This is a genomic window from Streptomyces sp. NPDC001513, assembly GCF_042894695.1.
Taxonomy (GTDB): Bacteria; Actinomycetota; Actinomycetes; order Streptomycetales; family Streptomycetaceae; genus Streptomyces.
The window spans coordinates 88,017-115,014 of sequence record NZ_JBIAVU010000017.1 but is presented as its reverse complement, the minus strand read 5'-3'; the positions used below and the strand labels follow the sequence as shown (position 1 = coordinate 115,014).

Annotated in this window: 30 protein-coding genes and 1 pseudogene; 18 read left to right on the top strand and 13 right to left on the bottom strand. The window is 71.9% G+C overall.

Annotated elements, in window-relative coordinates:
• Complete coding sequence (locus ACFYZ4_RS32900) at positions 1 to 918, top strand: LysR substrate-binding domain-containing protein (RefSeq protein WP_351288616.1); 918 nt, start codon at positions 1 to 3, stop codon at positions 916 to 918.
• 18 nt (positions 919 to 936) lie between these two features.
• Here ACFYZ4_RS32900 and ACFYZ4_RS32895 read toward each other — a convergent pair whose 3' ends face one another.
• Complete coding sequence (locus ACFYZ4_RS32895; protein WP_390785604.1) at positions 937 to 2,376, bottom strand: amidase; 1,440 nt, start codon at positions 2,374 to 2,376, stop codon at positions 937 to 939.
• Between the two features lie 119 nt (positions 2,377 to 2,495).
• On the opposite strand from ACFYZ4_RS32895, the gene ACFYZ4_RS32890 reads away from it, so the two are divergent.
• Positions 2,496 to 3,113, top strand: coding sequence for a TetR/AcrR family transcriptional regulator (locus tag ACFYZ4_RS32890; protein WP_390785603.1), 618 nt, complete (start codon positions 2,496 to 2,498; stop codon positions 3,111 to 3,113).
• A gap of 9 nt (positions 3,114 to 3,122) precedes the next feature.
• Here ACFYZ4_RS32890 and ACFYZ4_RS32885 read toward each other — a convergent pair whose 3' ends face one another.
• On the bottom strand, positions 3,123 to 4,016 hold the full coding sequence (locus ACFYZ4_RS32885; RefSeq protein WP_390785602.1) for a LysR family transcriptional regulator: 894 nt from the start codon (positions 4,014 to 4,016) through the stop codon (positions 3,123 to 3,125).
• A 131-nt stretch (positions 4,017 to 4,147) separates the two neighbouring features.
• Here ACFYZ4_RS32885 and ACFYZ4_RS32880 point away from each other — a divergent pair, with 131 nt between their 5' ends.
• The 5 genes and pseudogenes from ACFYZ4_RS32880 (at position 4,148) to ACFYZ4_RS32860 (ending at position 7,828) form a co-directional block, all read left to right on the top strand.
• Positions 4,148 to 4,789 (top strand): hemerythrin domain-containing protein, encoded by a 642-nt coding sequence (locus ACFYZ4_RS32880; RefSeq protein ID WP_390785601.1) that lies wholly within the window; start codon positions 4,148 to 4,150, stop codon positions 4,787 to 4,789.
• A gap of 35 nt (positions 4,790 to 4,824) precedes the next feature.
• Positions 4,825 to 6,015, top strand: a pseudogene (locus ACFYZ4_RS32875) (glycosyltransferase); the annotation flags it as partial.
• A gap of 39 nt (positions 6,016 to 6,054) precedes the next feature.
• A complete protein-coding gene (locus tag ACFYZ4_RS32870) occupies positions 6,055 to 6,795 on the top strand; it encodes an SAM-dependent methyltransferase (RefSeq protein ID WP_390785649.1) in 741 nt (246 codons plus the stop codon).
• A 118-nt stretch (positions 6,796 to 6,913) separates the two neighbouring features.
• Positions 6,914 to 7,438, top strand: coding sequence for a hypothetical protein (locus tag ACFYZ4_RS32865; protein WP_390785600.1), 525 nt, complete (start codon positions 6,914 to 6,916; stop codon positions 7,436 to 7,438).
• Positions 7,439 to 7,606: 168 nt separating this feature from the next.
• Complete coding sequence (locus ACFYZ4_RS32860) at positions 7,607 to 7,828, top strand: I78 family peptidase inhibitor (protein WP_384340999.1); 222 nt, start codon at positions 7,607 to 7,609, stop codon at positions 7,826 to 7,828.
• 20 nt (positions 7,829 to 7,848) lie between these two features.
• Here the strand turns inward: ACFYZ4_RS32860 and ACFYZ4_RS32855 are convergent, their stop codons facing one another.
• The 3 genes from ACFYZ4_RS32855 to ACFYZ4_RS32845 form a co-directional block, all read right to left on the bottom strand.
• Positions 7,849 to 8,802: an MBL fold metallo-hydrolase gene (locus ACFYZ4_RS32855; protein ID WP_390785599.1), complete on the bottom strand. Its 954-nt coding sequence runs from the start codon at positions 8,800 to 8,802 to the stop codon at positions 7,849 to 7,851.
• Between the two features lie 146 nt (positions 8,803 to 8,948).
• The gene (locus ACFYZ4_RS32850) at positions 8,949 to 9,311 is read right to left on the bottom strand and encodes a DUF1330 domain-containing protein (RefSeq protein ID WP_390785598.1); all 363 of its coding nucleotides are present in this window, start codon (positions 9,309 to 9,311) and stop codon (positions 8,949 to 8,951) included.
• A gap of 194 nt (positions 9,312 to 9,505) precedes the next feature.
• Positions 9,506 to 10,228 carry an alpha/beta hydrolase gene (locus ACFYZ4_RS32845; protein ID WP_351304699.1) on the bottom strand — a complete coding sequence of 241 codons (723 nt, stop codon included), beginning with the start codon at positions 10,226 to 10,228 and terminating at the stop codon, positions 9,506 to 9,508.
• A 277-nt stretch (positions 10,229 to 10,505) separates the two neighbouring features.
• Between ACFYZ4_RS32845 and ACFYZ4_RS32840 the strand changes: the two genes are divergently transcribed.
• On the top strand, positions 10,506 to 10,787 hold the full coding sequence (locus ACFYZ4_RS32840; protein WP_390785597.1) for a hypothetical protein: 282 nt from the start codon (positions 10,506 to 10,508) through the stop codon (positions 10,785 to 10,787).
• Positions 10,784 to 11,386, top strand: coding sequence for a hypothetical protein (locus tag ACFYZ4_RS32835; protein WP_351304694.1), 603 nt, complete (start codon positions 10,784 to 10,786; stop codon positions 11,384 to 11,386). The genes ACFYZ4_RS32840 and ACFYZ4_RS32835 overlap by 4 nt, the downstream gene beginning before the upstream one ends.
• A gap of 106 nt (positions 11,387 to 11,492) precedes the next feature.
• On the opposite strand, the gene ACFYZ4_RS32830 is transcribed toward ACFYZ4_RS32835, so the two are convergent.
• A complete protein-coding gene (locus ACFYZ4_RS32830) occupies positions 11,493 to 12,284 on the bottom strand; it encodes a rhomboid-like protein (protein ID WP_390785596.1) in 792 nt (263 codons plus the stop codon).
• A gap of 252 nt (positions 12,285 to 12,536) precedes the next feature.
• Between ACFYZ4_RS32830 and ACFYZ4_RS32825 the strand changes: the two genes are divergently transcribed.
• Positions 12,537 to 13,421 (top strand): C40 family peptidase, encoded by an 885-nt coding sequence (locus ACFYZ4_RS32825; protein ID WP_390785595.1) that lies wholly within the window; start codon positions 12,537 to 12,539, stop codon positions 13,419 to 13,421.
• Positions 13,422 to 13,531: 110 nt separating this feature from the next.
• Positions 13,532 to 13,915 carry a hypothetical protein gene (locus ACFYZ4_RS32820; protein ID WP_351304686.1) on the top strand — a complete coding sequence of 128 codons (384 nt, stop codon included), beginning with the start codon at positions 13,532 to 13,534 and terminating at the stop codon, positions 13,913 to 13,915.
• A gap of 90 nt (positions 13,916 to 14,005) precedes the next feature.
• On the opposite strand, the gene ACFYZ4_RS32815 is transcribed toward ACFYZ4_RS32820, so the two are convergent.
• The 3 genes from ACFYZ4_RS32815 to ACFYZ4_RS32805 all read right to left on the bottom strand — a co-directional run bounded on the left by ACFYZ4_RS32815 (position 14,006) and on the right by ACFYZ4_RS32805 (position 15,807).
• Positions 14,006 to 14,656 (bottom strand): response regulator transcription factor, encoded by a 651-nt coding sequence (locus ACFYZ4_RS32815; RefSeq protein WP_351291301.1) that lies wholly within the window; start codon positions 14,654 to 14,656, stop codon positions 14,006 to 14,008.
• Between the two features lie 230 nt (positions 14,657 to 14,886).
• Complete coding sequence (locus ACFYZ4_RS32810; RefSeq protein WP_351291299.1) at positions 14,887 to 15,414, bottom strand: 2'-5' RNA ligase family protein; 528 nt, start codon at positions 15,412 to 15,414, stop codon at positions 14,887 to 14,889.
• A 99-nt stretch (positions 15,415 to 15,513) separates the two neighbouring features.
• Positions 15,514 to 15,807: a hypothetical protein gene (locus tag ACFYZ4_RS32805; protein ID WP_351291297.1), complete on the bottom strand. Its 294-nt coding sequence runs from the start codon at positions 15,805 to 15,807 to the stop codon at positions 15,514 to 15,516.
• 690 nt (positions 15,808 to 16,497) lie between these two features.
• Here ACFYZ4_RS32805 and ACFYZ4_RS32800 point away from each other — a divergent pair.
• Both ACFYZ4_RS32800 and ACFYZ4_RS32795 read left to right on the top strand, forming a co-directional pair.
• Positions 16,498 to 16,668, top strand: coding sequence for a chaplin (locus tag ACFYZ4_RS32800; RefSeq protein WP_351291307.1), 171 nt, complete (start codon positions 16,498 to 16,500; stop codon positions 16,666 to 16,668).
• Positions 16,669 to 17,042: 374 nt separating this feature from the next.
• Positions 17,043 to 17,627, top strand: a complete 585-nt coding sequence (locus ACFYZ4_RS32795; protein WP_351291295.1) for a hypothetical protein — start codon at positions 17,043 to 17,045, stop codon at positions 17,625 to 17,627.
• 701 nt (positions 17,628 to 18,328) lie between these two features.
• On the opposite strand, the gene ACFYZ4_RS32790 is transcribed toward ACFYZ4_RS32795, so the two are convergent.
• The 3 genes from ACFYZ4_RS32790 to ACFYZ4_RS32780 all read right to left on the bottom strand — a co-directional run bounded on the left by ACFYZ4_RS32790 (position 18,329) and on the right by ACFYZ4_RS32780 (position 21,016).
• Positions 18,329 to 18,910 carry a hypothetical protein gene (locus ACFYZ4_RS32790; RefSeq protein WP_390785651.1) on the bottom strand — a complete coding sequence of 194 codons (582 nt, stop codon included), beginning with the start codon at positions 18,908 to 18,910 and terminating at the stop codon, positions 18,329 to 18,331.
• Between the two features lie 108 nt (positions 18,911 to 19,018).
• Positions 19,019 to 19,675: a response regulator transcription factor gene (locus tag ACFYZ4_RS32785; RefSeq protein ID WP_351291289.1), complete on the bottom strand. Its 657-nt coding sequence runs from the start codon at positions 19,673 to 19,675 to the stop codon at positions 19,019 to 19,021.
• A gap of 153 nt (positions 19,676 to 19,828) precedes the next feature.
• Positions 19,829 to 21,016 carry a histidine kinase gene (locus ACFYZ4_RS32780; RefSeq protein WP_390785594.1) on the bottom strand — a complete coding sequence of 396 codons (1,188 nt, stop codon included), beginning with the start codon at positions 21,014 to 21,016 and terminating at the stop codon, positions 19,829 to 19,831.
• Between the two features lie 140 nt (positions 21,017 to 21,156).
• On the opposite strand from ACFYZ4_RS32780, the gene ACFYZ4_RS32775 reads away from it, so the two are divergent.
• Together ACFYZ4_RS32775 and ACFYZ4_RS32770 are read left to right on the top strand one after the other, a co-directional pair.
• Entirely contained in the window at positions 21,157 to 21,549 is a 393-nt protein-coding gene (locus tag ACFYZ4_RS32775; protein ID WP_351291285.1) for a hypothetical protein, read from the top strand.
• A 340-nt stretch (positions 21,550 to 21,889) separates the two neighbouring features.
• Positions 21,890 to 22,642 carry a DUF4328 domain-containing protein gene (locus ACFYZ4_RS32770; protein ID WP_390785593.1) on the top strand — a complete coding sequence of 251 codons (753 nt, stop codon included), beginning with the start codon at positions 21,890 to 21,892 and terminating at the stop codon, positions 22,640 to 22,642.
• 304 nt (positions 22,643 to 22,946) lie between these two features.
• Here the strand turns inward: ACFYZ4_RS32770 and ACFYZ4_RS32765 are convergent, their stop codons facing one another.
• Positions 22,947 to 23,504 (bottom strand): MarR family winged helix-turn-helix transcriptional regulator, encoded by a 558-nt coding sequence (locus ACFYZ4_RS32765; RefSeq protein ID WP_390785592.1) that lies wholly within the window; start codon positions 23,502 to 23,504, stop codon positions 22,947 to 22,949.
• 241 nt (positions 23,505 to 23,745) lie between these two features.
• Here ACFYZ4_RS32765 and ACFYZ4_RS32760 point away from each other — a divergent pair, with 241 nt between their 5' ends.
• The 3 genes from ACFYZ4_RS32760 to ACFYZ4_RS32750 all read left to right on the top strand — a co-directional run bounded on the left by ACFYZ4_RS32760 (position 23,746) and on the right by ACFYZ4_RS32750 (position 26,906).
• Positions 23,746 to 24,825 carry an alkene reductase gene (locus ACFYZ4_RS32760; RefSeq protein WP_390785591.1) on the top strand — a complete coding sequence of 360 codons (1,080 nt, stop codon included), beginning with the start codon at positions 23,746 to 23,748 and terminating at the stop codon, positions 24,823 to 24,825.
• 44 nt (positions 24,826 to 24,869) lie between these two features.
• Entirely contained in the window at positions 24,870 to 25,775 is a 906-nt protein-coding gene (locus tag ACFYZ4_RS32755; protein WP_390785648.1) for an NADP-dependent oxidoreductase, read from the top strand.
• Between the two features lie 336 nt (positions 25,776 to 26,111).
• Positions 26,112 to 26,906, top strand: a complete 795-nt coding sequence (locus ACFYZ4_RS32750; RefSeq protein WP_351291278.1) for an alpha/beta hydrolase — start codon at positions 26,112 to 26,114, stop codon at positions 26,904 to 26,906.
• Positions 26,907 to 26,998 lie beyond the last annotated feature (92 nt).

Here is a 26,998-nt window from a genome sequence, read left to right as displayed (position 1 = left end):
ATGCTCGACGTCAGGCATCTCCAGGTACTGCGCTCCATCGCGCAGGAGGGTTCACTCGCCGCCGCCGGCCGCGCACTGCACTACAGCCAGCCCACGATCACCCACCATCTCGCCTCCCTGGAAGCCCACTTCGACGCCCGGCTCGTCCAGCGCGGACCGCGCGGCGCCACCCTGACCGAACTCGGCGAAGCCCTGCTGCCGCACGCCGAGGCCGTGCTCGAGCGACTGCGCCAGGCCGAGCTGGAGGTGCGCGGCCTCGCCGAGCGCGGCACCCGCACCCTGCACATCGGCACGTTCCCCACCGCGGGCGCCCTGCTGCTGGCGCCCGCGGTCAGGCGCCTGCACCGCCAAGGGGTGCACATCTCGCTCACCGAAGGCGAACTTCCGCTGCTGCTGCGCGGGTTGCGGGCCAGGGAGCTCGATGCCGCCCTCGTCTTCTCCCAGCCCGGCGACCGCCTCGACCTCGAAGAGGACTTCGAGGTCCACCCGCTGCTGGACGATCCCCTCCTCCTGGTCATGCCGGAGGACCACCCGTGCGCATCACTGGACCGGGTCCCCCTCGCCGCACTGCGGGACACCGCATGGGTGGGCGCCGCCGACCCCCACGACCCCTGCGACCGCGTGCTCGCCTGGGCGTGCGCCCAGGAGGGGTACGAGCCCCTGCACGTGATGCGCACCGACGACTACGCGGTCGTCCAGGGCCTCGTGGCGGCGGGCACGGGCGTGGCCCTCGTCCCCCGGCTCGCCCTCGGCCACCCCCGGCCCGACCTGGCGGTACGCCCCCTGGCCCACCCCGACCTCGCCCGCGAGATCAGCGTCGCCTTACTGCGATCCACCTCGGCCGGCGCCGCCCAGGAACTGATCGCGGCACTGCAGGAGCAGGCCGCACTGATCACGCAGCGCTGGGCCGCGGCCTGACCCCGCGGACCGGGACGCTCACCGCCCCGCCCACACGGCGGGCTTGCGCTCCGCCCAGGGCGCGGCCTTCTCCAACTGCGCGGCGAGCCGGAACAGCAGGTCCTCGCGTCCGTACCCCGCGGCGAACTGGACGCCGATCGGCATGCCGGTGGCCGGGTCGGACGCGAGCGGCACCGACATCGCGGGCGTGCCGGCGACGTTGAAGGCGGCGGTGAACGGCGAGCGGTGGAACAGGTGCTCCAGCCGGCCCAGCCCGTCGGCACCCTCCGCGCCCCGGCCGTAGGTGCCCAGGGGCACCGGTATCTCGGGGAGCGTGGGCGTCAGCAGCACGTCCCGGGCCTCGAAGTGGACGCCGACCGAGCGGGCGACCCGGTTGCGCACGTCGAGGGCGTCCACGAACTGCGCGCCGCTCACCTTGAGTCCCCACGCGTAGCTCGCGAGCATCTCGGGCTCGACGGTGGACTCGTCCACGGGCCGACCGGACGCCCCGGCGAAGCCGTCGATCCACCGCACCAGGTTCGCGGACCACAGGCGGGCGTTGGCGAGGACGAACTCCTCCCAGCTCACGCCGAGGTCCACGGTGGTGACCTCGACGTGGTGGCCGAGTGATTCCAGGAGCCGGGCGGCGGCCAGGGCGGCCTCGCCGACGGCCGGCTCCACGGCGCGCCCGCTCCAGGGGGTGGTGAGCAGGCCGACGCGCAGGCGGCCGGGTTCCCTGGTGATCTCCTCGCTGTACGGGCGCCGGGGGCGCTCGGCGAAGTAGGGATCGCCGGTCTCCGGGCCCTGGATCAGGTCGAGCAGGGCCGCGCTGTCCCGCACGGTGCGGCTGAGCCCGCCGTGCACCGCGAGGCCGTTGAAGACCTCGTCGGCGTCCGGGCCCAGGGAGACGCGGCCGCGGGTGGGCTTGAGCCCGAACAGCCCGGTACTGGCGGCCGGCACCCGGATCGATCCGGCCGCGTCGGTGGCGTGCGCGAGGGGAGTGATGCCGGCGGCGACGGCCGCGGCCGACCCGCCACTGGAGCCGCCCGGTGTCCGGGTGGGATCCCAGGGGTTGCGCGTGGCGCCGTACAGGACCGGCTCCGTGGTGGTGCTGTAGGCGAACTCGGGGGTGGCCGTGCGGCCCAGCGTCACCAGACCGGCCCGGCGGAAGCGCCGCATCAGGAAGGAGTCCTCGCCCGCCACGTTGCCGGCGGCGAGACGGCTGCCCGACTCCACGCGCTTGCCGGCCATGGACACGGCCAGGTCCTTGATGAGGAACGGCACGCCCGCGAGCGGGGTGCTGCCCGGGACCGGGGTGTCCTCGGCGGGCCAGCTCTCCACGACGGCGTTGATCCGCGGGTTCACGGCCGCCATCGCGGCCTGGGCCGCGCCCGTGAGCTCCGCCGCGCTCACCTCCCCCCGGGCCACGAGCCCGGCCAGTCCCACGGCGTCGTACCGGGTGTATTCGTGCAGCTCCACTGCGTTCCACCTGCATCCCGATCGGTCCCGTGTGATACCGATCGGTATCGTCCGGGGGTGGTCGGTAACGTAACATGGCCCGCGAGAGACCGGTCAACGCGATCGAAGCGAGGCGCACCATGACGAGCAGCCCCCCGAGGCCGGGCCGGGACTCGAGAGTCGCCCGCCTCCCCCCGCGCGAGCGCATCCTCGACGCGGCCGAGGAGCTCTTCCTCCGCGAGGGCGTCAGAGCCGTCGGGGTCCAGGCCATCGCCGAGCGGGCGAAGACCACGAAGATGGCCCTCTACCGGCACTTCGCCACCAAGGACGCGCTGATCGAGGAGTGGCTGCGGATCGTCGCGGCGGGATACGCGACCGCCTTCGACCAGGTGGAAGCCGAGCATCCGGACGACGGCCGGGCCCAGGTACTGGGCGTGGCGCGGTTCGTCGCCGAAGGGCTGCCGGACATCGTCCGACGCGGCTGCCCGTTCGTGAACTCCATCGCAGGCCTGGGCGACCCCGGCCATCCGGCCCGCCGGCTCATCGAGAACCACAAGGCCGATCAGCGGCGCCGCCTCACGGCCATGTGCGAACGGGCCGGCGCGCACACGCCCGACGACCTCTCCGCGGAGATCACCTTCCTCCTGGAAGGCGCCCAGATCAGCGCGCAGAACGCCAGCGTCGACCGCGCGGGGGACAGGCTCGTGGCCGCGGTCTCGGCGGCACTGGACCGGGGTACCGCGGCCCGGGAGGAATGAGCCGCCTCGTCAGAAGCGGAACACGCCGAGGTCTCGTACCGTGCCGGCCAGCGCGCGGACGAGGTCGTTCTCGGCCTCGGTCCGCCAGACCAGGGCGAAGCGCATCGTCGCCATGTCGGGGAGGGGAAGCCAACGGATGTTCGGCATGCCCCAGTGCCTGGTGACATGACCGGGGAAGGTGTGGATGATCTCGCCCATGCCGACGTGGTTGATCAGTTGATCGGCGTTGTCCGACGCCGCGGACGCGATGCGCTCGATCGAGCGGCCCCGCGGGGTGTGGAAGGGTAGGTAGCTGTCCTCCCAGTAGTCCGGCAGGCCGTCGGCGGTGCCGTGCGGGAAGTCGGCGAGCAGCTCCAGCGGCACCGAGTCCCGTTCCGCGAGCCGGTGGTCGGCGGCCACGGCGAGGATCCGCGAATCGGTGCACAGGGTCGGCCCGACGGTGAAGTCCGCTTCCTCCACCGGCAGCCAGGCGACGATGACGTCCATGGCACCACTGCGGAGCTGGCCGAACACATCGGTGAAGGTCGCCTGGCGGATCTGGAGTCCCCAGTGCGGGTACCGCGCCCGGAACGCCTTCCAATAGGGGTGCAGGTCCACGACGTTGAAGGGCATCAGGCTGACGCGGAGCTGAGCGGTGATGCCGCGGGTCGCCAACCGGGCCCGCTCCAGGGACGCGTGCAGGCCCGCGTAGACCGGCTGCAGATCGTCGCGGAATTGGCGGCCGACCTCCGTCAGGCGCACCGTGCGGCTGGTACGGGCGAACAGCTCGGCCCCGATGCGCCGCTCCTGCTTCTTGATGGCCTGGCTCACGCGCGCCTGGGAGACGTGCAACCGCTGCGCGGCCCGGCCGAAGTGCAGCTCCTCGGCCAGCACCAGGAAGATCTCGATGTCCCGCAGCTCCACCGGACCCCGGCCCTCCGTCGATAACCCAGCGGTTATCGAACCCCGCGCAAGTGTTCCTTGATCTTATGTGCGAACCGCAAGATCGTTTGGGGCATGCAGGCACGCGCGCAACACCCCCCATCCGCAGGCCCATGAGCGACGCCGTGGACCTGACCCTGACGTACGCGGTACACGCCGCCCTGCGCCGCGAACTGGCCCACCTGGACCGGGTCACCACCGCCGTGGACCGTGACCCGCGGCAGGTGCTGGCCACCGCCACCGGCTGGACGCTCTTCAAGAAGGCCCTCCACGCCCACCACACGGCCCAGGACGACGCACTGTGGCCCTCGCTGCGGCAGAACCTGGCCGGCCGGCCGAAGGACCTGGCACTGCTGGAGGTCATGGAGGCCGAACACGCCGCCCTCACCCCGGTGATCGACGCCATCGACGCCGTACTGACCGACCCCGGTGCCGGCCCGCTGCGGTTGGGCCAGCTCGCCGACGCGCTGACCCGCGGCCTGGCCGGCCACCTCGAGCACGAGGAGGAAACGGCGCTCCCCCTCGTCCAACGGGAGCTGACAGCCGAGCAGTGGCGCCACTTCAGCCGGGTCCAGGCCCACCACATCGACCGGGACGCACCCCTGCTGCTGCCGTGGCTGCTGGACGGCGCCGACCCACCGACAGCGGCCGGACTCCTCGCCCGACTGCCCGCACACGCCTACACCGCCTGCACCACCCGGTGGATCCCGGAGTACGCCGTCCTCGACCGCTGGAACCCGGGCACCACGCCCTGACACACCCCCACCACCACAGAAACGAGAAACACGACATGCGCGTGCTGTTGATGGCATACGGATCGCGCGGCGACATCGCGCCGCTGGCAGCACTCGCGGCACAGCTGCGCACACGCGGCGCGCAGGTACGCGTGTGCGCACCACCGGACGAGGAGTTCGCGGAACTGCTGGCCGGCGTCGGCGCGGAACTGGTGCCCTTCGGCCGCGACGTACGCGCGCTGCGCACGGGAGCACCACCGTCGGACGCGGCCGCGTTCGCGGCCGAGCTCGTCGCCGCGCACTTCGACACGGTCGCCAGGGCGGCCGAGGACTGCGACGTACTGGTGGCGAGCGGCCTGATGCCGGCCGGCGCCCGCTCGGTGGCCGAGAAACTGGGCATCCGCTACGTGTACGCGGGCTTCCACCCGTTCGAGATGCCCTCCGCCCACTACCGGCCCTCGCCGCGGCCCGGCCCGCCGGCCCCGCCCGACACGACCGACCACCAGGCCCTGTGGGACCTGGACGCCCGGAAGGTCAACGCCCTCTACCTCCAGCCCCTCAACGCCCACCGCACGGCGATCGGCCTCGCCCCGGTGGACAACGTCCGCGACCACGTCTTCACCGAACAGCCGTGGCTGGCGGTGGACCCGGTCCTGGGCCCGTGGCAGCACCTGACCGACCTCGACCTCGTACAGACCGGCGCGTGGATCCTGCCCGACGAGCGCCCCCTGCCCGCCGACCTGGAGGCGTTCCTGGACGCCGGCACCCCACCGGTGTACGTCGGATTCGGCAGCATGCCCATGAGCGCGGCCACCGACATCGCCCAAACGACCGTCGAGGCGGCCCGCGCGCAGGGCCGCCGCGTGCTCGTCTCCCGCGGCTGGGCAGACCTGGGCCTGTTCGACGACTCGGACGACTGCTTCGCCGTCGGCGACGTCAACCACCAGTCCCTCTTCCGCCGGGTCGCGGCCGTCGTCCACCACGGCGGCGCGGGCACCACGACCACCGCCGCCCGAGCCGGCGCACCCCAGGTGGTGGTACCCCAGTTCGTGGACCAGCCGCACTGGGCCGCCCGCGTCGCCGACCTGGGCATCGGCGCGGCACACGACGGCCCCACCCCGACCTTCGCATCCCTGTCCGCCGCACTCGGGACGGCCCTGACCCCCGAGACACAAGCACGGGCGAACGCCGTCGCCGACACGATCCGCACCGACGGGACGGCGGTGGCCGCGAAGCTGCTCCTCGACACGGGGCACGCCGCGCCGGTCAGCCGCGAACTGATCTCCATGATCGCCCACGCCGACCACCCGATTAAGTCTCCGCTCGCCGACGAATCGGTCGGCCTGCTGCTCGAACGCGGCCTGCCGCGGGGCGACGAGCGCGTCCTCGACCTCGGATGCGGCACCGCGGAATGGCTCCTGCGCGCCCTGGCCACGCGCCCGCAGCTGCACGCCGAGGGCGTCGACGTCTCCGAAGCCGCCCTGACGCAGGCCCGCGGGACGGCGAGCGCACTCGGAGTCGACGAGCGCCTGGTCATCCACCACCAGGAGGCCGCGGACTTCGTCTCCGCGCATCCGTTCGATCTGGTGATCAGCGTCGGCGCCACGCACGCCTTCGGCGGTCTGCTCCCCACCCTCGCGGCGGCCCGCGAGCACCTGGCTCCCGGCGGCCGCGTCCTGATCGGCGAGTCGTTCTGGGACCGTACGCCGTCACCCGAGGCCGTCGAGATGTTCGGCGACCTCGCCGACCTGGCGACCACGGTGGACCTCGTCGTCGCCGACGGCTGGACCCCCGTCCACGGCCACATCAGCACCCGCAGTGAGCTGGACGCCTACGAGTGGGCCTGCTGGGGCTCGCTGGCCGCATGGGCCCTGGACCACCCCGACGATCCGGGCGCCGCACAGGTACTGGAGACGGCCACCACCCAGCGCACGGAGTGGCTGCACACCTATCGGGACAGCTTCGGCTTCCTCTGCCTGGTCCTGCGCCGGACCGCGACGGCCGGGGGGCCTGTCACGCGCCTGTGACAGTCGGCGGACAGCGTCGTGAAGTCCGGAAGTCAGTCTTTTAGCAGAAGGACAAAGCAGACATTTCACCACTTTCCTTCGAATCTTCCCCCCGTCCCCTTTTATTGGAGTAATTCTCATGGCTCGCACTTCTCGGAAGCAGCGTTTCTCGATGTTCGCCGTCTCGGCCGCGATTGTCGGTGGAGGCGTGCTGCTGCCCACCAGTGCATTTGCCGCACCGGCCAAGCCGCAGGTCAGCGAGGCGGCCACGCTGGTCGCCGACCACGCGAAGAGCGGTCATGAGAGCAAGGGCAAGAAGGACAACCGGGGCCACAACAAGGGCAAGAAGCACGGCAAGAAGAACCAGGGCAAGAAGCACGGCAAGATCAAGGACGTCAAGAACATGCCGGGCTGCAAGTTCTACAAGGGCACGGTGTACTGCGAGCACAAGCCCGAAAAGCCCGCCCCGACCGCGGAGACCCCGAAGACCGAAACCCCGAAGACCGAAACCCCGAAGACCGAGACGCCGAAGACCGAGACCCCCACCACCGAGACCCCCGCGACGGAGACCCCGACCACGGAGACGGAGGCCCCGGCCACGGAGACCCCGGCCACGGAGGCCGGCGAGGCCCCCATGGAGGCAGCCCCGGGCGCCGCCGGCTGAGCCGGAGACCCGCCGACGTAGCTCCCCGTACCGATATCGGTTCACACGGTCACGGTGAAGCCCGTCATGCAGCTGATCAGCCCCTGTCAGGCCCGCCGGGCCCCAGGGGCTTCGGCTTTTCCGGCTTCCCGTGCGCTGGTCCCCGCCTTGGCGGGGCAGGTGAGAGCCATGACTGCTTCCGCTTCCGCTTCCTCACCCGCCCCCGACGATCCGGCACGCTACGTGGGACTCGACGCCGACGAGGCCGAACGCCGGGCGCGAGCGCGCGGCTGGACGGCCGTGCGCATGGTCCCGCCCGGCACGATCCTGACCATGGAGTACCTCGAAGGCAGGCTGAACTTCGAGGTCGAGGTCGAGGACGGCAGAGTACGGAGGGCCTGGAGCGGCTGACCCGATCCGTGCGGCCACCGTCACTGGTGCTGTTCGGGCAGCCGGCTCTCCGGGTGCGCCCACAGCAGCACGTTCTCGGGCCGCTCGTCGCGGAAGAAGTCGAGCACCTCCTGATCCGAATGGCGCAGGCTGAAGTGGGTGAGGACGAAGAGGGTGTCCGGGTGGGCCTCGACGACGGGCTTCAACCGGCTCCACACGGTGTGCCCGACCCGCTCGGCCCGGGCCAGCTCGGCGTCGTCGAGGAACGTGCACTCGGTGATGATCACCGGGTACTCGAACAGCCACGGGTTGTCCTCGAAGACGCTCACGTGGGTGTCCCCGAGGAACGCGAACAACGGCCTGAGCACCTCCCGTTCGACCTCGGCGCCCTCCTTGCGGCGCTGCGCCAGGACCCGGCCGAACTCCGCCCCCCGGCCCTGCTCCACGAGGCCCCGCCGCAGTTCCTCGTACTCGTGCAGCAGCGCCTTGCGGGGCTCCGAGAACGCGTACCCCACGCACGGCACCTTGTGGACGCACTCCACCACCCGCACCCGGTGGCCGCGGCGTCCGAACGCGAACTCGTCGCCACCGCGCACCCCGTGCAGCCGGCAGCCCGCGGCGAGCGAGGGGTCGTAGGCGGGGCCGTGGTTCAGTTCGGCGGAGGCCCGCAGGAAGGTCTCCACGTACGGCGCCGACGCGGCGGGCAGGTGGATGTCGACACCGTCGGGCCGGGCGGCGAGGTAGTCGAGGTCCTTGGAGTGGTCGTGGTGGGTGTGGGTGAGGAAGACGGTCTCCGGCTGACGCCCTTCCGCCAGCCCGGCGTCGAGCGCGCAGCGCAACTCCGGGATGTGGAAGAACGTCTTGTCGTTGGCGCGCGAGTACCCGGTGAGGGTGAGCTCGGTTCCCGGTATGCGCCAGGTCTTCCACTGGCGGAACGGGTGTCCTCGCTCCAGCCGTTCGGGGTGGGCGGGCGTCCGCGCCGGGGCCAGGGTCATCGGTGCCTCCGTCGGACCGCCATGATCAGGTGAGGGGCCGATCGTAGCGGGCGCCCTGCCGGCGCGGCCCGCGGTTTTCCCGGCCCGCGACACGCCTCACGAACCGTCACCGACCGCCCCGGCCGCTGACGACCGCGACTGGCGGACTACGGGGTCGACCGGTTCGACCGGCCGGCTTCCGTGCGCAGCTTGCGAGCCCGTTCGGCCGGGTGGTAGTCCGGGCCGACGCCTTCGATCAGCAGCAGGTCGCCTTCGATGTGGTCGGTACGCAGGTGCAGGATGGCCCGGTAGGCGGGGGAGTCGTACCAGGCACGGGCCTCGGCCAGGCCGGGGAACTCGATGAGCACCATGCTGCCGGGCCACGTGCCCTCGACGACTTCGGCCGGCGGGCCGTGGATGACGAAGCGGCCTGCGAAGGGGTCGAGGGTCGCCTGGATGCGCTCCAGGTACTCGATGACGTCGGAGTGGTTCCGGCGGCTGCGGAGATGGGCGAAGCCGTAAGCGGCCACCACGGGGCTCCTTCGTTTTCGGGGTGAGCGATGACCGCGAACGTAGCCGAGGGCGGCCGGGCGGTGCGATTACCCCAGAGGTAATTGCATCGCGGGCCCCTGCCGACGAGGCAGGGGCCCGCGATGCGGCACTCCGCCCTACCGCCCTACCGCCCTACCGCCCTACCGTCCGCGGTCGGTCCGGCGGTCCGGCCTCACTTCAGGTGCCGGTCGAAGAACCGGGCCCCGTCCTCCACCTCGAACCACGGGGTGCCGGTGTGCCCGCCCAGGTTGGAGTGCAGTGTCTTCTCCCGGGTGCCGAAGGCGTCGAACAGGTCCAGGGCCCGCTGCCGGGGGTTGCCTTCGTCGTCCCACTGCAACAGGAACAGCAGCGGAACGGTGACCTGCCGGGCCTCCTCGCGCTGGGCGCGGGGCACGTAACCCCCGGCGAAGAAGCCGGCGGCCGCGATGCGCGGCTCGGCCACCGCCAGCCGAATGCCGACGGCGGTCCACCCCGAGTACCCGACCGGGCCACCGATCCCGGGCAGTGCAAGGAGGGCGTCCAGGGTGGTCCGCCATTCCGGGACCGCGTTGTCGACCAGCGGGCCGATGAAGGACTCGAAGATCTCGTCGACCGGCTCGCCGGCCTGCATCGCCCGGCGGAGGTCGGCGCGGGCCTGCTCGTCGGCGGCGGAACGGGGCCGGTCACCGCACCCGGCGGCGTCGATGGTGGCCACCGCGTAGCCGTACGCCGCGGTGTGCCGGGCCCGGGCCACCAGCCGGGCCGCCCCCTTGGGCAGGCCGTTGTTGTGGGCCATCAGGATCAGCGGGGCCGGTGCGTCGGATTCGGGCGTCCACAGGGTGCCGGGGATCTCGCCGAGGGTGAATTCGCGTTCGAGGACGCCGTCGTCGAGGCGCTGCTCGGAAGTGAATCGCATGGTCGTGCCTTTCGGGAGTGCGCTGAAACGGCGCTCCCGGACGACCTGCCTATCGCCCGACCGTGACCCCGGAGGGGAGCACCCATGTCGATACTGCGTTCACGGGTACCACCTCCTCGTTCTCTCGCACGGCCTCCGGAAAAGTAGCAGCGGCCGCCGCGGCCCCGCCAACGGTTTCCCGTGCGGGCTCCGTTGTCGCCGAGGGGGTGGGAGGTCTGCGTGCGCGGGGTGTCAAGGAATTCTTGACAAGTCGGCCGTGTCAAGGTTTCCTTGACGCATGTTGATCTTGAAGTCGAAGGACCGGCACCGGGACCTCTTTCCCGCAGACACGTCCATGGCCGCCGTACTGCCGCTCACCGTGAGCCTGCCGGCCCTGACGGTGATGTTCGGCGGCCGGCTCGGCACCTTCGCCACCCTTGCCCTGGTCGTCGGCAGCCTCGTGCTCATCGCCGGCACGGCCGCCCTGACCGCCCGGGCGGCCCGCGACTCCGCCGAGCAGGCACGCCGCGACGAGGCAGTCCTCGACGCCCTCGACCCGCTCGCCGGACTGCGCCGATGAACGACGCACCACTGCTCCACCCGGCGGAGACGGACCGGATCAGGGAAGGGATCGCCGCAGCCGTCCTCGGCGCCCCCGACGGGCTGGCCGACTCGCTCGAACACGACGCCCACGGGTACCTGCGCCTGCTGGACGCCTCGCGCGTCGGCGCCGAGGAGGCGAGCCGGCTGCTGCGCGAGGCCGTCCAGGGCGCCAGGTCCGCCGGCCACAGCTGGGACACGGTGGGCCGCGTCCTGGGAGTGAGCCGCCAGGCCGCCCAGCAGCGCTTCGCGGGCAAGACCACGGGGGCGGGCCCGTCGGCACCGCCCGCCGAGGGCCCGAACGCCCCCCAACGACGCACCCTCAGCGGGTTGACCGCGTTCGACGAGATGGCCGCGCTGGAGGAGGCCGGCCGCGACGGCTGGCACGTGGTCGGCTACGGCCCCTTCTTCCACGAGGTGGAGGCGTCCGGCCACCCCTGGGAGCACTGCCGGGTCACGCTCCCCACCACCGCGCGCCACCGCCGACTGGAATCCGAAGGATGGATCCCGGTCGGCGCCGGATGGTTCCCGTGGCGGTACTACAAACGCCCCGTCGACCCCGGCACCCCCAAGCGGTGAGACGCTGCTGCCGCACTCGCCGCACTCGCCGCACTCGCCGCACTCGCCGCACTCGCCGCACTCGCCGCACTCGCCGCACTCGCCCCGCTCGCGTCGTCGCCGGAGCTCAGACCGAGGGAGGCGTCTTCGCTCCGGCCGCCGATGACGCCGATTCCGGCGCGGACCCTCGCTGCGGCCCCACGTCGCCCGCGGGGGAAGGCAGCCCGCCGGCGCGGACCCGTTGCCGCCTGAAAGCCGGGACACCCAACAGCCCGAAGCCAAGGGCCGCCGCTGTCAGATGGCCGACCGTGGTGAAGTCCGGCAGCGGCCCGGCCCATTCGGCACCGCCGAGCGGCCATGCGAGCACGAAGACGGCCCAGGGGAGGCGGCCCCAGCGGGGGAGGGCGAGCGTGCCGATCGCCAGCACGGTCTGGGCGCCGTAACTGACCCCGTAGTCCAGGGCCTGCCGCACGGCCGTCGGATACCAGCCGTGCCGCAGCGCGACGTTGATGACGACAGCGGTGAGCAGGGTGGCCGCGACATGCCCGCCGAGGAACACGGCCACGGCGCGCCGCTTCCCCCACCGGTGCTCCGCCCAGGCCAGGAAGCAGCAGACACCGAGGCCCAGGGTTATCAAGGTACCCACGAAGTCGGTCGAGGTGACATCCGTGAGCGTGCCGTCGAAGAACAGCGCGCTGCCGAGCAGCGCGGACAACGGATGGTCGCGCAGGTTGTCCAGGTTGGTGCTGAGGTAGCCCAGCATGTCGTCCGCCCGCTCGGTGGACAGCCCGTGCCCGACCCAGACGTGGCCGGCCAGGAGCAGGCAGACATAGCCGAGCGTCAGCGGCGCACGGCGCGGATACCCGCGCACGGCGCGGAGCGGTCTGCCCAGGGGACCCCACAGCGACTGAGAGTTCATAACGTCGCATTCTCCAGGTCGAGCCGGAGGCGGGGGTCGGCGGGATGTTGACGGATGCTCAAAGAGCCTGATGGGAAGGGGTTTCCCGGGAAGTTTCCCGTTGCCCGTTGCGGTGGGCGACCCGCGCTTCCTCGACACGGAGGGGTGGCGGGGCACAGTCTCGGAGTGCCCGATCGGCCGGCAGACGGACGGAGGGCCGGTCCGTGCTCCGTACGACGAGCACGCCGCGAATACCACGACGGGGGACCGGACATGGCGATGCGGAGAACGACGGTCACGGCGGTGGCGGTGCTCACCCTCCTGGCCACGTGCGGAGGTGCCCGCGGCGCGACGGCGAGCACAGCGAGCACAGCGAGTACGGCGGTCGCGGCACCGAAGGCGGCGCGCGCTGCGGGGGAGTGCGGAGTGCTCGCCCCCGGGGCCTCCGCGGTGGCCGAGAGAGCCGTAGGAGCCGCATGCGAACAGATCGGCGTCTGGTACACGTGGGGCGGCGGCCACGGCCAACAGCCGGGGCCGACGTACGGCCAGGTCGACCCGAGCGACCCGGACAGCGCACACGACCCGGAGCGGCTGGGCTTCGACTGCTCGGGACTGGTCCGGTACGCCTACGCCCGCGCGGCCGGCGGCGACCCGCTGCCCGGCAACGCGTACCACCAGTTCCATGCGCCGCAGGTGAACCAGCGCTTCACGGCCGCCCAGGGGACCGGGCCGCTGCTCCCGGGGGACCTGCTGGCGTGGGGGTCGGGCGGCTCCGTCCACCACATCGCGATCTACCTGGGCGCGGGGAAGATGGTCGAGGCCCGGGAGTCGGGTACCCGGATCACCGTCAGCGACGTCCGGCTGGGCGGGGACTACGCGGGAGCGGTCCGCATCGCGCCGGCCGCGGCACCCGGCACGTTCAGCACGTGGGGCACCGATGTGTGGACCCACAAGGAGCCGTCGACCACCAGCCCGCGGGTGCACCGCTTCCCCGGCCCGACCACGGTGCGCGTCGAGTGCCAGAAGCACGCCGAAGTGGTGACGGCGGAGGGCTACACCAACGACGCCTGGTCCTACCTGCCCGACTACGGGGCGTGGATCACCAACATCTACATCAAGGGCGCCGCCTGGCTGGACGGCGTACGCACCTGCCCCTGAGCCCCTCCGCCACTGATCACGCACACCCAAACACCCATCACCCCAACACCCAACACCCATCACCCTCACCCATCACCCGGCTCCCGAGGGAGCCCTTCCGAGGAGGAAGCATGTACGCAGGCAGGAAGATCGTCCTGGGGCTCGCCGCCGTCGCACTGGCGGGCGGCATGGCCACCGTGACCGGGCCCGCCGCGGCGACGCCCGCCACCGGGAAGAGCGCGGCCGCCGAATGCGGTGTCCGCGCCGACGGCAAGCTGTGGTGCGGCAATCGGGTCGGCGCCAAGGGCTACGAGCACCGCCGGTACAACTCCGCGGTGCGGGGGCCGCTGAACACGAGCCCCAGCTGGTTCCAGTGCTGGGGCCGCGGTGACCAGCACGCCGGCGGCAACAACGTCTGGTACTGGACCCAGTTGGACAACGGCCAGTGGGGCAACGTCGCGGCCGTGGACGTCCACACGTCGGTCGACCCCGCGCCGGGCCTGCGCGAGTGCTGACTTCTCGCGCCGAGCACGGCTCCCCGCCCGGGACGGGCGGGGAGCCGGGCACGGCCCGGGGGTCAGCCCTTGCCGCGGCTTGGCGGGTGGTCAGCGTGCGCTGTCGCGGGGGAGGAGTCCGGCGCGTTCGGCGTGGAGGGCGGCCTGGATCCGGCCGGTGACCTCGAGTTTGGCGAGGATGGTGCTGACGTGGTCCTTGACGGTGCCGTGGCCGAGGTGGAGACGGCGGGCGATGTCCGCATTCGACAGCCCGCCGGCGAGCAGGACCAGGACGTCGTGTTCCCGCCGGGTCAGGCGCGAGATGAGGGCGGCGTCGGGCTCCCGACGGGCGTGGTCGAGGAAACCGGTGACGACGGCGTGGCTGACCTCGGCCGACATCATGGTCCAGCCGTCGGCGAGGAAACGTACCAGCGGCGGCAGACGCCCCGGGTCCGTGGACTTCAGCACGTATCCGGCGGCGCCCGAGGCCAGTGCCAGGGCCGCGTACCGGGGATCGGCCGATCTCGACAGGACGCACACCGCGGGCACCACCGTCAGCCGTCCCAGCCCCGCGCTGACCAGGGGCGCGTCCGTGGTGCAGCAGTCCAGCAGGACCACTTGCGGCTGCGTTTCACCGATGGCGGCCACAGCCTCCTCCACCGGAACGGCGGCCGCGGTCTTGATGTCGTCCGCCGCGTCGAGGACCTGCCGCAGACCGGCCCTGATCAGCGGTTCGTCGTCTACGACCACTACATCGATCATGACGCTCCCACCAGAAGCCCCCCTTCTCCCCTTGCCCCCAGCGCAAGGGATGAAACGGATGATTAAGGGCAATAGCGGAACGGGAGGGATGGTGGGGGACACTCGGTGGCGTCGCAGGGGGCTCGGTGACCGCCGACGCGAAGCCGCCCACAGCCCAGGACACGGTCCGGCTCGCCTCCGAGCCGTTCACCGTCCGTCTGGTCACCGTCCGTCGGTCACCGTCCGTCGGGTCACCTTCCGTCCGGGCCACCGAGCGGCGCGGTGAACCGCGGCCGCCAGCCTTCCTCCGTCAGCACCACCACCTGAACCGCGGCCGCACGGGCGCGCAGAGGCAGCAGGCTGCCGACCGCGGCGCGGACACGGGCGGAGGCCGTCGGATCGTCCGCACCCATGGCGACCGTGACATGAGCGGCGGGCCGCGTCCCGAAGCGGCCCCCGTACGGGCGCACCTCGGGCCACTGGGCGCGGAACGCATCAACGAGCGGCTGGAGTTCCGGAACGGCGACGGCGACGAAGCCGGACTCCGCCACGAGCTCCCCCAACACCAGTTCAGCCGCCGGAAAACCCGCCGCCAGGGAACGCACGCCCTTCTCGTCCTCACCTGTCAGCGCCGATTCCGGCACGAACGGGTAGAGGAGCGAGACGTGCGCCGGCACCCCACGCCGCACCAGAGCCGGATCGATACGCCACGCCGCATCGAGCAGCGGGGCGGCATCGGGCAAAGCGATGACGACGGCAGTGGTTCCTATCTCTGGCACTCGGTCATCATCGCAGGCCAGACACAGCACCCGAGAACGTCGACCGAGTCTGCGAGGACGTGGTGTAACGGAGCGTCAGGCATGCCTCCCAGGCGCGCTTCAGCGGCGCAGCCGCTCCACCAACGCGCCCCGGGCCGCCTTGGTGCGCGCCGCCCGGTAGCAGAGCCCCTTCCAGGGCCAGGAGTGCCAGGGCAGGGCGTCCAGATGCCCGTCCACCGAACGGAACTGTTCCACCGCCGCCCGGTAGCGGCCTTGTTTGACCAGGAAGTGGGCGAGCAGGTGGCGTACTTCAGGCAGCCGCGCATGGTCGCCCGCGGCCGCGGCATCCGCCAATGCGGCATCGACCAGAGCCCGCACCTTCGGGCTCCGGTACGCGTCGCGGGGCAGCTCCATGCGGGTTGAGCGCAGCGGCCCGGGCTATGGCCTCACGGGAACTCATCAGCACCTGGTGGAAGCCTTCGAACCGCTTCTGGGCGGTGTGCCGCGCCAACCGTCCACCGCGCAGCCTCCACGCGTACAGACCCGGGCGCGTGCGTGGACCAGCGCCGCGTCGGGGTCACCAGGGCGAGCCGCCTGCCACGACCGCAGCCGGCTGTCCCCCTTCCTGGCGGCGAGCTCCGCCAACCGCTTGGCGTACAGAGCACGCCGCTCCCAGTCGTTTCCGGCGCTGAGCAGAAGCTGCGCCGCAGGTTCCCACCGGCCGCGGGAAGCGGCGGCGAGCGCACGCTTCAACTCGGCAAGCATCGCGAAGCCGTCGCCGTCCGGCTTCCCCGAGACCGGGAGACCGGCGCGGTGACGGGGGTGGGTGGCCGCGACAGCGGGACGGGGAAGTCGGCTCCGGCCTGCGCAGTCCGGTGTACGCGCGGCACCCGAATGGGTCGACCACCGTGTCCATGCACCCGGTGGAGGGGTTGGAGGGGACAAGCGCCCGGCGTGGGCCTGTCTGCCCGGCCCACAGTCGACGCTCGCTTTCGCTCCCCGTTCGACGCACATCGTTCGACGCACATCTTGAAGGAGTCCTCAGTGAAGAAGACCACGGCCGTCATCACCGCTACCGGCGCCATCCTCCTCGGCGCGGCGGGCATGGCTTCCGCCGATGCCGGTGCTCACGGTGCGGCCATCGGCTCGCCGGGTGTCGCCTCCGGGAACGTCGTCCAGGTCCCGGTTCACGTTCCGGTCAACGTCTGCGGCAACACCGTCAACATCATCGCGCTGCTCAACCCGTCCTTCGGCAACACCTGCGTCAACGTCTGACACAGGCCCAGCAGCGCACCGGGGAGCCATGCCGTTTCCCCGCGTGGCACGTGAGCGCGGCCCCGGCTTCCTCCCCGGTCGGCCGCGCTCACCCACGTTCACCCCTGCTGCGAACAAACACGGTGCCGGTTCGTTCGAGTCTGCCTCGGCGCGTACTGCCCCCGTGCGGCCCGAGGAACAGACCGCCCTGCGACTGGTACGCGGACAAGGGCCTCGAAACCACCGCCCGCCCGCAGGGGTTTGACCGGCGCTCCTGCCCGGGAGCGTGGCCGGGCGGCTCCAACTGCGTGCGTTGTTGGGCTGCCGGGGTGTGGGCGGGTGCCCGGGTGGGGCAGGGTGGCAGGCGGGAACGCGTCGGAGAGGGCGGTGTGCTGGTGGAGTGGGATTGGTGGACGGTGGAGTTCGGGGACGCGCACGCGGGTGCGGTGGGTGTCCTCGTCGGCGGTGGTGAGCCGGGTCCGGTGTACTTCGATGTCGGGAGCGGTGCGGACGTGCCGTCGACCACGCATTGGTCGGCGTACGACGGCCGGTACCGTCGCCCGCGCGCCGAGGCTTTGCGGGCGGTGTGCGCGTGCGGATGGCGCGGCCCGGCTCAGTACCCCCTGGACTGGGCGACGATCGGGGACCAGCCCCTGTACGAGGCGGACGTCGACCTCGCCGGACCGCTCGCGGACTGGAACGCGCACCTGTCCCTCGTCCGCGGCGATGCGGTATCGCTGCCCGAGCCGCTGGCCGCGCTCCTGGTCGAGATCGCCGAGCAGCTGACCGCCACGGCCACGGATACACCGTTGGCAGCGCTGCGCGCCGTCGGCGTGCTGGAGCGGATCGCCGCCCGCGTCGGGCGGCAGGCGGCCGGCGCGCTGTGTGACGCCGGCGTGTCCGCCGAGACGGTCGCCACCGGACTCGGCACCACCCGCTCCACGGCCCTGGTCCTCCTCCTGACCGCACAGGACGGGTAACAGCACCCGGCTGGCATCGGACCTTGTCGCCCCGTCCGCAGCGGCTGTTTGACGCTGTGGGGAAGAGGGCGGGCGGGCCGGGTTATTCGCGGTGGCGGGTGTTGGCCACGTGGCGGAGAGCTTCGTTGCGCGTCGCCTCGGAGGCATCCGCCAGGACCTGGCTGATGACCTTGGGCAGGATGCCCCTGCACAGACGGTGCCGCTGCCGGGCAGAGCGGTGCGCGTGGCCTGCCCGAGGAGGTTCGGCGAGGTTCGTGCCCGTCATCGGCCGTCCCCCTGTCCCGGGGCGCTGTGCCCGGGACAGCGCCCGGGACGGGGCCGGGAGGACGGGACGAGATGGACCGGCGGGGTCACCGCAGGCGAACTCCACGCTCCGGACGGCCGGACTGCCGCGTTAAGGACGGCGCCGGGCTGCCGCATCCGCCCGAACCTCCACCGTCGTGTCCCCGTCGTTCCACGGTGGCCGGTAGCACCCGCCGCGGGAGGAGCCGATGAGCGCCCAGCCCGACCACACCCCCACCGCCCCGTACGCGCCCGCGCCCGGGGCCCCGGCCGAACTCCGTGCCCTGCTGCGCGCCGACCGCCGTGCGGACACGTGGGTGCCGGCGTTCGGGCGGGACTGGGCCAGGGAGGCGGTCCGCGACGTCCTGGACGTCGTATGGCTCGGGCAGCAACGCCTTGCCCTCGGCCGTATCAAGGGGTCAGCCGATGCGGACGGTGACCTTGGGGAGGGGTATGTCGGAAAGGTTCAACTGGAGCCCGGTCAGGGTCAGGTAGGTCTGCGAGTCGGTCAAGTCGGAGGTGGTGGACGGCGCCTGGGTCTTCCCGCGCGTGCTCACCAGCAGGTACCAGCCCCCGCGTTTGTAACTGCGGGAGGCGTCGGGGCGGTCGCCGTTCGGGTTCAGCGTCCAGCCCTGGCGCTCCAGGTCGGCGCAGATCGCGTTCATCTCCGACTGCGCGGCGGTCTTCTCGCGGACGGCCATCCAGCCGGTCCTGTTCGAGTTGGCGCCGGCCGCGACGGTCGGGCGGCCCTGCGCCGGATCGAGCCCCGCCGAGCTGACCGCGGTCCGGATCACCTCGTCCACCTCGTCCCGTGTGAGGGGCGGTGACGTGGACTCCGGTGTGGGCGCCGCTGCGGAGGGGGACGGCGTGGGCGCGGGCGCGCCCAGGTGGACGCGCCCGTCGTCCTCTATCTGGACGTGGTCCGGCATGACCACCGCGGCCAGACTCACGATCAAGGCCGATGCCAGCCCGATCCACACCCTCTTCAACAGCACGTTCAACGCGAAACTCCCCCCGAGTGATCATTCAGAGGGAGTCTCACACATCCTGCTCGGTGCCTGGCAGCCCTTGGGCGCCGGGACGGGTCGCACGCGGTCGGTCCGCTGGGCTCAGGAGACGAGGCCGTGCTCCCAGGCCCAAGCCGCGATTTCCACACGGTTGCGGGCCGGGAGCCTCTCCTGGATCCGGCTCAGGTGACTCTTGATCGTGCTGACCGCCAGGGTCAGCTCGGTGGCGATCTCGTTGTTGGTGCGCCCGCGTGCGACCAGGGTGGCGACCTTCACCTCCTGCGGTGTGAGGCGCCGGAGCTGCTCCGTGTTCCGCTGAGCCGGAAGCCTGTTGAGGTGTTTCAGCAGCCGCACCGTGGTGGACGGCGAGATGAGCGACTCTCCCTTCGCCGCCGCGTGTACCGCTTCCAGGAGCAACCGCGAGCCCGAGTTCTTGACGATGAAGCCGTTGGCACCGGCGCGCAGCGCCTGGTAGGCGTATTCGTCCAGGTCGAACGTCGTGACGATGACGATCTTCGTGCGGGACGCCGCGGCATGCGGGCCGGTCCGCAGCAGTCTCGTCGCCTCGAGGCCGTCGAGCCCCGGCATCCGGATGTCCATGAGGCACACATCGGGGGCAAGCCGCCGCACGGCCTCGACGGCTTCGACACCGTTGGACGCCTCGCCGACCACGGAAATGCCTTCGTGGCTCTCCAGGATCAGCCGGAATCCGGTCCGTACCATCTCCTGGTCGTCGGCGATCACGACGGTGACAGTCACGCGCGGGTGCTCCTCGAAGTCGGGGCCGGGGCCGGGGCCGGGGCCGGGGCCGGGGTCGGGGTCGGAGTCGGGGTCGGGTCCCGGCGACGCCTCGCTGCCGGGGGCTCAAGGTTGGCACAGCCGGGTGCGGCGGTTGACGGCGACCGCCGCCGGCTATTTCAGGGGTATCGCGGCGGCCAGCTCCCAGCCGCCCTCGGGCATGGGGCCGCAGTTGAGCTCGCCGCCCAGTTCGGTGAGCCGTTCGGTCAGCCCGATCAGGCCGAAGCCACTGGGGCGGAACCGGGGGCGTGCGCGTTGGCCGCCGCTCGCGTTGTCCCGTACCCGTATGACGACGCGATCCCCTTCGCTCTCCAGCAGGACGTGCACGGAGGTGGCGCCACGGGCGTGCTTGCGGACATTGGTCAGCCCCTCCTGCACCAGCCTCTCGACCGACTTGGCCAGTTGCGGAGACCAGGTGGTGCTGTCGACCTCCTCGGAGACGGTCAGCGAGGTGTGCTGTTCCGGTGTGTTGGCACGTCGTACCAGATCGCCGACCCTGGTCAGGGCCGGAGTGGTCGGGGCGGTTTGCTCGCGGGTGTCGGGGTCGCGCAGCAGCCGCACCATACGGCTCATGGCCACGAGCCCGTCCTGACCGGCCCGTTCGATGTCGGAGAACAGCCGCCGGGCGGTGGCGGCATCACGCTCCGCGACGTGTTCGCCTGCCTGGGCCTGCACGATGATGGCCGTGACGTGATGGGCGACGTGGTCGTGCAGGTCGCGCGCCAGCTCCAGTCGTTCGGCCTGTCGCACCTGTTCGGCCGTCGAGCGCCGGCGGCGGTCCTCGGCGCGCAGATAGAAGCCCAGCAGGGCGAATGCGGTCGGCAGCAGGGTGAAGAACCCGTCCAGTGGGCTGAGCAGCGGTATGTCCGAGAGCCCGGGTGCCCGCTGGCCGAGCCGCGTCGTCGCGGCGAACAGCGCGGCCGCGGAAAGCACCAGCGGCAGCCCGCGGGCGTAGCGGCAGGTCACGCACACCAGAAGCAGCAGTCCCGCCAGTTCGGCCCAGCCAGGGGTCCGCTGCAGTACGGACCCTTGCACCATCGAGGTCACCAGCAGCGAGAGTACGGACGCGCCTGTGGTCAGGGCGCAGGCCGTCCCGTGCCGGCCGGTACGAAGGGCACGCGACGTGGCGGCCACCGTGCAGCAGACGAGTGCCTCGCAGGCCAGGATGGCGAGTCCGAGCCTGGTCCTGCTGACCACACCCGCGTCGACCACCGCGAGCAGGGCGGCGAGGAAGCCGGCGGCGAGCCTGGGAGAAGTGAGGGCGGTCGGGAGCGGGAACGGGGACGGGGACGGGAACGGCATGGCGATGAGGATAGATGCCGCTGGTCAGAGGGACAGGGGCGGGAAGACGAGTGCGTACTTTCGGTGGAGGCCTCCAGTGCGAATGCGTTCTTTCGACCGCTGGGAGGGGCAGGTCCGGCGGCAGAACATCTGGAGCCCTCGTGAATTCCGCTGTTTCCCGTTTCCCCCTCCTGCACCGCGTGGCCCGTCCCGCGGCGCTGCTGGCGAGCGGCGCGACGCTGCTCGCCGCCACGACGCTCACCGGTTGCGGCGTCTTCGGCGAGAACTGGGACGTCACGATGGAGGTGACGGGGACGGGGCAGGCCGAGATCGGCTACAACTTCTCCGGGGAGAACAACCAGACGAAGGCCACGAGCGAGCCGTTGCCCTGGACGGTCTCGCAGAACGTCGGCTTCGGCTTCAACAACCTCGCCGTCCTCCACGCCCAGCCCGGCACCGCCTGCCGCATCTACGTCGACGGCAAGCTCCGGGAGAGCCAGGACAAGCCGGACTCCCAGGGCACCCTTTCCTGCAACGTCAACCTGCAGGACTGACCCACGGCTGCGACGGCTGGCTCAGCCTGTCGTCCAACCTCGATCGGTCACAGAACGCCACACGCATGACCGAAGTGTCGAGGGATTCCGGGGACGGGGACGGGGCCGGGGCCGGGGCCGTCTTGGGCTACGAGCCCCAGGAGGGTTCTCCCGATCGCTGCTGGGTTCTGCACACCATCACGGTGGGAGGGCAGCGGGTCCGGTGGGACGACGTGCTTACGGTCTGCCCTGACCTGGGGAAACGGGTGTGACACGGACGGACCGGCTGACGTAGGTTCCGGCTTGGCCCGCCCTGCTCGGCGCGCCTTCTCGCGTATGCGCACCCTGGGGGTTCTTCAGCATGTCCGCAGCTCCGGCCGGTCCGCCGGCCCCGACTCCGTTCCTGACCTCGTCCCCGTCCCCGTACGCTGCGCCCGGCGGACAGGGTGATCGGCTCCGTGCGCCCGTGGGCCTGGCCATCGCCCTGGCTGTGCTGTTTTCGCTGGTCATCGGGATCACCGCGTACGCCGTGTACGCCGACTGGAACATGCGCACGCTCATGGAGCGGCTCCTCACGGATCCCGCCACGGTCACCGATGCCGAGCTCGACCGAGGCCAGAGACTGACGGGTCTGGTCGGCACGATCCAGGGCAACGCCCTGATCGTGACGGCCATCGTCTTCATCGTCTGGTTCCACCGGGTGCGCACGAACGCCGAAGTCTTCGCACCGGGCGCGGACAAGCTCTCGCTGGGCTGGGCGATCGGTGCCTGGTTCGTACCGTTCGCCAACCTCTGGCTGCCGTACCGGATCGCCGTGACGACGTGGGGGTCGAGCACGCCCCTCGGAGCCGACGGGGGGTACCGGCGTTTCCCGTTGACCCTGGTCAACCTCTGGTGGGGCGTCTTCGTCCTGTCCCGGGTCCTGGGGTGGTTCGGGGGCATGTCCTACGGCCGTGCCCAGAGCCCCGACGCCGCGCGCGACGCGGCCACGACGATGCTGGTCGGCGACGCTCTCGACATCGTGGCGGCCATCCTCGCGGTGCTCTTCGTGCGCAGGCTCACGGCCATGCAGCACGCCAGGGCCGCGCAGGGACCCGCCGCCGCAGCGGTGTAGCCGGGCAAGGGCCAGGCTCCGCTCCCCGGTCACGCGACGCAGCACGCCCGGCCCGGCCCCGTGCCGTGAGGGCCTGGTGCGCGAGGCGAGCCCGGGGTCTGCGTCGTGGCCGCCTGACGCTCCTCGCGCCTGAACTCCGACGCCGCGCGGAGATCGAGCCCGGCCGTGCGCCGAAGATCTCCGCGCCCAGCCGTGGCATCCTGCCGGGTGATCACGGTTCCGGCAGGGCGGCTGCCGGCGATCCGCACCGCGTGCCCGCCCGGGGCCCGCGTACCGACCAGGCTGTACCTCCTCGCGCGGCTTCTCAGTGTTCCGCGCTCGGCTCCGCGGGCTGGGCGTCGGCACGTACGAGGTTCTGCTCCAGGCGTTCCAGGGTGGCGAGGGCGTTGGCGCGCTCGTCGTCCGAGAGGCCCGTGGCCGAGATGTCCTCGAGTTGGCTCCAGACCCGCTCCACCTCCCGGCGCAGGGCGTGGCTGGCCGCTGTCGGTTCGATGAGCGAGGCGCGCTTGTCGGTGGGCGAGGGGCGGCGGCGGACGAAGCCGGCCTGTTCGAGGCGGCGGACCGTGCGGGTCATCGTGGCGGCGTCGGAGTCCATCAGGCGTACCAGGTCGATCTGACGCTGGGGACCGAGTTCCCACAGGTGCATCATGACCAGCTCCTGGCCCGGGTGCAGGCCGATGCGGCGCAGTAGCTGTCCCGCGAACATGCGGTGCAGCCGGGCAAGCCGGAAGATCGCGTGACTGATCGGTCCGCCGGCGGCCGCACCGGGGACCGGCACGGTGGCCTTCCCTTCCGTCGCTCCGGAATCCTGCCCGGCCTCGGATCCGGAATCCTGCCCGGCCTCGGATGTGGACTCGGCCATCTCTTCTCCGCTCTCCTGTTTGGACAGGAGAACTCTACCTTCATCAGGCCCATCAGCAGTGGTTCCGTCCATCGAGCGGCGCATATGGACAGGTGGAGGCGGCTGCACGCCTCACTTGCCAGGCCACGGGAAGCAGGTTTACTGTTCAGACAGGTAATTTACTTGTTCGGACAGTAAACGGCTGGCGTGGGCCACGGTGCCGCCCGGCCCGCAGAGCACCACCCATCCCGAGGGAGCGACCATGACCACTGCTTTCGATCCGATCGTCCTGGGCGGCGGCACACGCCTCGCGAACCGAGTCGCGATGGCCCCGATGACGCGCAGCCGGGCCCACGGCCCGGACGCGGAGCCGACCGACCTGATGGCGACGTACTACGCGCAGCGAGCCGGCGCCGGGCTGATCGTCACCGAGGGCGTCCAGCCCTCGCCGGTCGGCCAGGGCTACCCCGACACCCCCGGCCTGCACACACCGGGCCAGGTGCGCGCGTGGCGGACGGTGACCGACGCCGTGCACCGCGAGGGAGGGGTGATCTTCGCGCAGCTCATGCACACCGGACGGATCGGCCACCCCAGCCTGCTGCCCGACGGCCTGACGCCGGTGGCGCCCTCGGCGGTCGCCGCCAAGGGCCGCGTCTACACCCACCAGGGGCCGCTGGACTTCGTCACGCCGAAGGAGCTGAGCGAGGCGGAGATCCGGCAGACCGTCGCCGACTTCGCGACCGCCGCGCTCCACGCCGTCGAGGCCGGATTCGACGGCGTGGAGATCCACGGCGCCAACGGCTATCTGATCCACCAGTTCCTCGCGGACAACACCAACCACCGCACCGACGCCTGGGGCGGCTCCACCGAGGGCCGGATCCGCTTCGCCGTCGAGGTCGTCACGGCCGTGGCCGAGGCGATCGGCGGTCGGCGGGTCGGTCTGCGGATCTCGCCCGGAAACCGCTACAACGACATCGTCGAAGACAACCCGGGCGAGATCTACGGGGCCCTGCTGGACCGGCTCACAGGTCTGGACCTCGATCTTGCCTACCTGCACCTGATGGAGGGCCCCGACCCCGAGCTGACCCCGCGGCTGCGCAAGGAATGGCCCGGCACGTTCGTCCTCAACCCGTTCACCCACCCCGACGTCACCGGCCCCGACGCGCTCAAGCTGATCGAGGACGGGAGCGCGGACATGGTGGCCTACGGGGCGCTGTTCCTCGCCAACCCCGACCTGCCCCGGCGTCTCGCCGCAGGCGGCCCGTTCAACACCCCGGACCAGGCCACCTTCTACGGCGGCGACCACCGCGGCTACACCGACTACCCCACCCTCACCGCTTGACCGGCGGCCCCGCCGACGAGGCCCCTACCCGGGAGTTCCTGATGATGTCCAAAGCAATCGCCTTCTCCGAGTACGGCACCCCCGAGGTGCTGCGGCTGTCGGAGGTCACCGCGCCGGAGCCCGGCCCGGGACAGGTCCGGATCCGCGTGCGGGCCGCCTCCGTGAACCCGCTCGACATGAAGATCCGCTCCGGCCTGATGGCCGGGGCCGTCCCGGCGCACTTCCCCGTAGTCCCCGGACTGGACGCGGCCGGTGTCGTCGACGCGGTCGGCGAGGGAGCCGACGCGGCCGTCGGCGACGAGGTCCTCGGCGCCACCGCGGGCGGCAGCTACAGCGAGTACGCGCTGCTGGAGCAGCCGGTCGCCAAGCCCGCAGCGCTGTCCTGGGAGGTCGCGGCATCGCTGGTGACCGTCGGCCGGACCGCCTTCCGTGTCCTTGCCCAGCTGGGCGTGCGCACGGGCCAGACCCTGCTCGTCCACGGTGCCGGCGGCAGCGTCGGCATCATCGCCGCGCAGCTGGCCGTCGCCCGCGGCATCACCGTCATCGCGACGGTCGGCGAGCACGACATCGAGCGGGTCACCGCGCTCGGAGCCACCGCCGTCCGCTACGGCGACGGCTGGGTGCAGCGGGTGAGGACCGCGGCGCCCCAGGGAGTCGACTTCGTCCTCGACGCCTCCGGCGCCGGCGTCCTCGCCGACTCCGTCGCCCTGACCGGCGACAGCGCACACGTCATCACCATCGCCGACATGTCCGCCGCGCAGCACGGCGTCCGCTTCAGCGCCGGCAGCGCCGACCAGGCCGAGGAAGCCCTTCCGCAGCTGGTCGAGCTGGCCGCCGACAACAGGCTCACCCTGCCCATCTGGCGGACCTACCCGCTCGAGGAGGCCGCCACCGCGCACGCCGACCTGGAAGCCCACCGCAACCGGGGCAAGGCCGTCCTGCTGCCCTGACCTCCCATGCCGCCGCCTCGCACTGCCTGCGCGGGCGAGGCGGCCCCGGGGCCGCAGCCGGTCGTCCCCGGGCCGATCCGTCCGCTTCGGCGAAGGGCGCACCGCAGCAGGCCGCGCCGGCACCACGACGCTCGCCGACCGGCAGCGCAGACCGCCCGACGCCGGGCCGGCCCCGCGACCAGCCCCTGCCCGGACCCTGTGACCAGCCCCTGCCCGGACCCGCAACCTGCACGCTCGACCCCGACGAGCGGGCCCCGCCCCCCGGCACCGAAGCGGATCCGCCGGCGGCCCGAGCACCGCACGACCCGATCCCCACACCCGCAGATTGGAAGACCCATGTCCGCACGCACCCTGCCCGAGGCCACCTTCGCCCGCACCGTTCTCGGCTCCGGCCCCGGCCTCGCGCTCGCCCACGGCGCCGGCAGCAGCGTGGCCGGCACCTACGGACCGATCCTGGAGGGCCTGGCCGCCCGCCACACCGTCGTCGGCGTCGACTACCCCGGCAGCGGGGACACCCCCCGCTCCACCACGCCGCTGTCACTGGACGACCTGGCCGACCAGCTCGTCGCCGCCGCCGTCGCCGAAGGCCTGGACACCTTCGCACTGTCCGGCTACTCCCTCGGCGGCCCCGTCGCCATCCGCGCCGCAGCCCGCCACCCCGAGCGCGTCACCGCCCTCGTGCTGACCGCGACCTTCCCCTACCGGGACAACCACCTCGCTCTCGCCCTGCCGATCTGGCGCAAGCTGGCCGAGTCGGACGACCGCGAAGTACTGGCCGAGTACCTGACGATGATGGCCCTGGGCGCCGACGCCCTGGAGGCGATGCCGGCCGAACAGCTCCGGCAGGCGATCGGGTTCACCGCCGCCGGCGTCGCCGACGGCACCCCCGAGCACGCCGAGCTGGCCCCCCGGGCCGACGTCCGCGAAGACCTGCCGCACATCAAGGCACCCACCCTGGTCATCTCCACCACCCAGGACCGGTTCACCTCCACCCGCCTGCACCACCAACTCGCCGACACCATCCCCGGCGCCCGGCTCGTGGAACTCCGCACCGGCCACCTGCCCATGGTGGAACGCCCCGAGGAATGGCAGAACCTCATCACCACCTTCCTCGCCCAGCACCACGCCTGAGCAACCCGCCGAGCCCCGGACGGCGCCTGCGTACTTCCCGAAGCCGACGCTGCGACGCGGTTCACGTGATGTGCGGACGAGCGTGTTGCCGC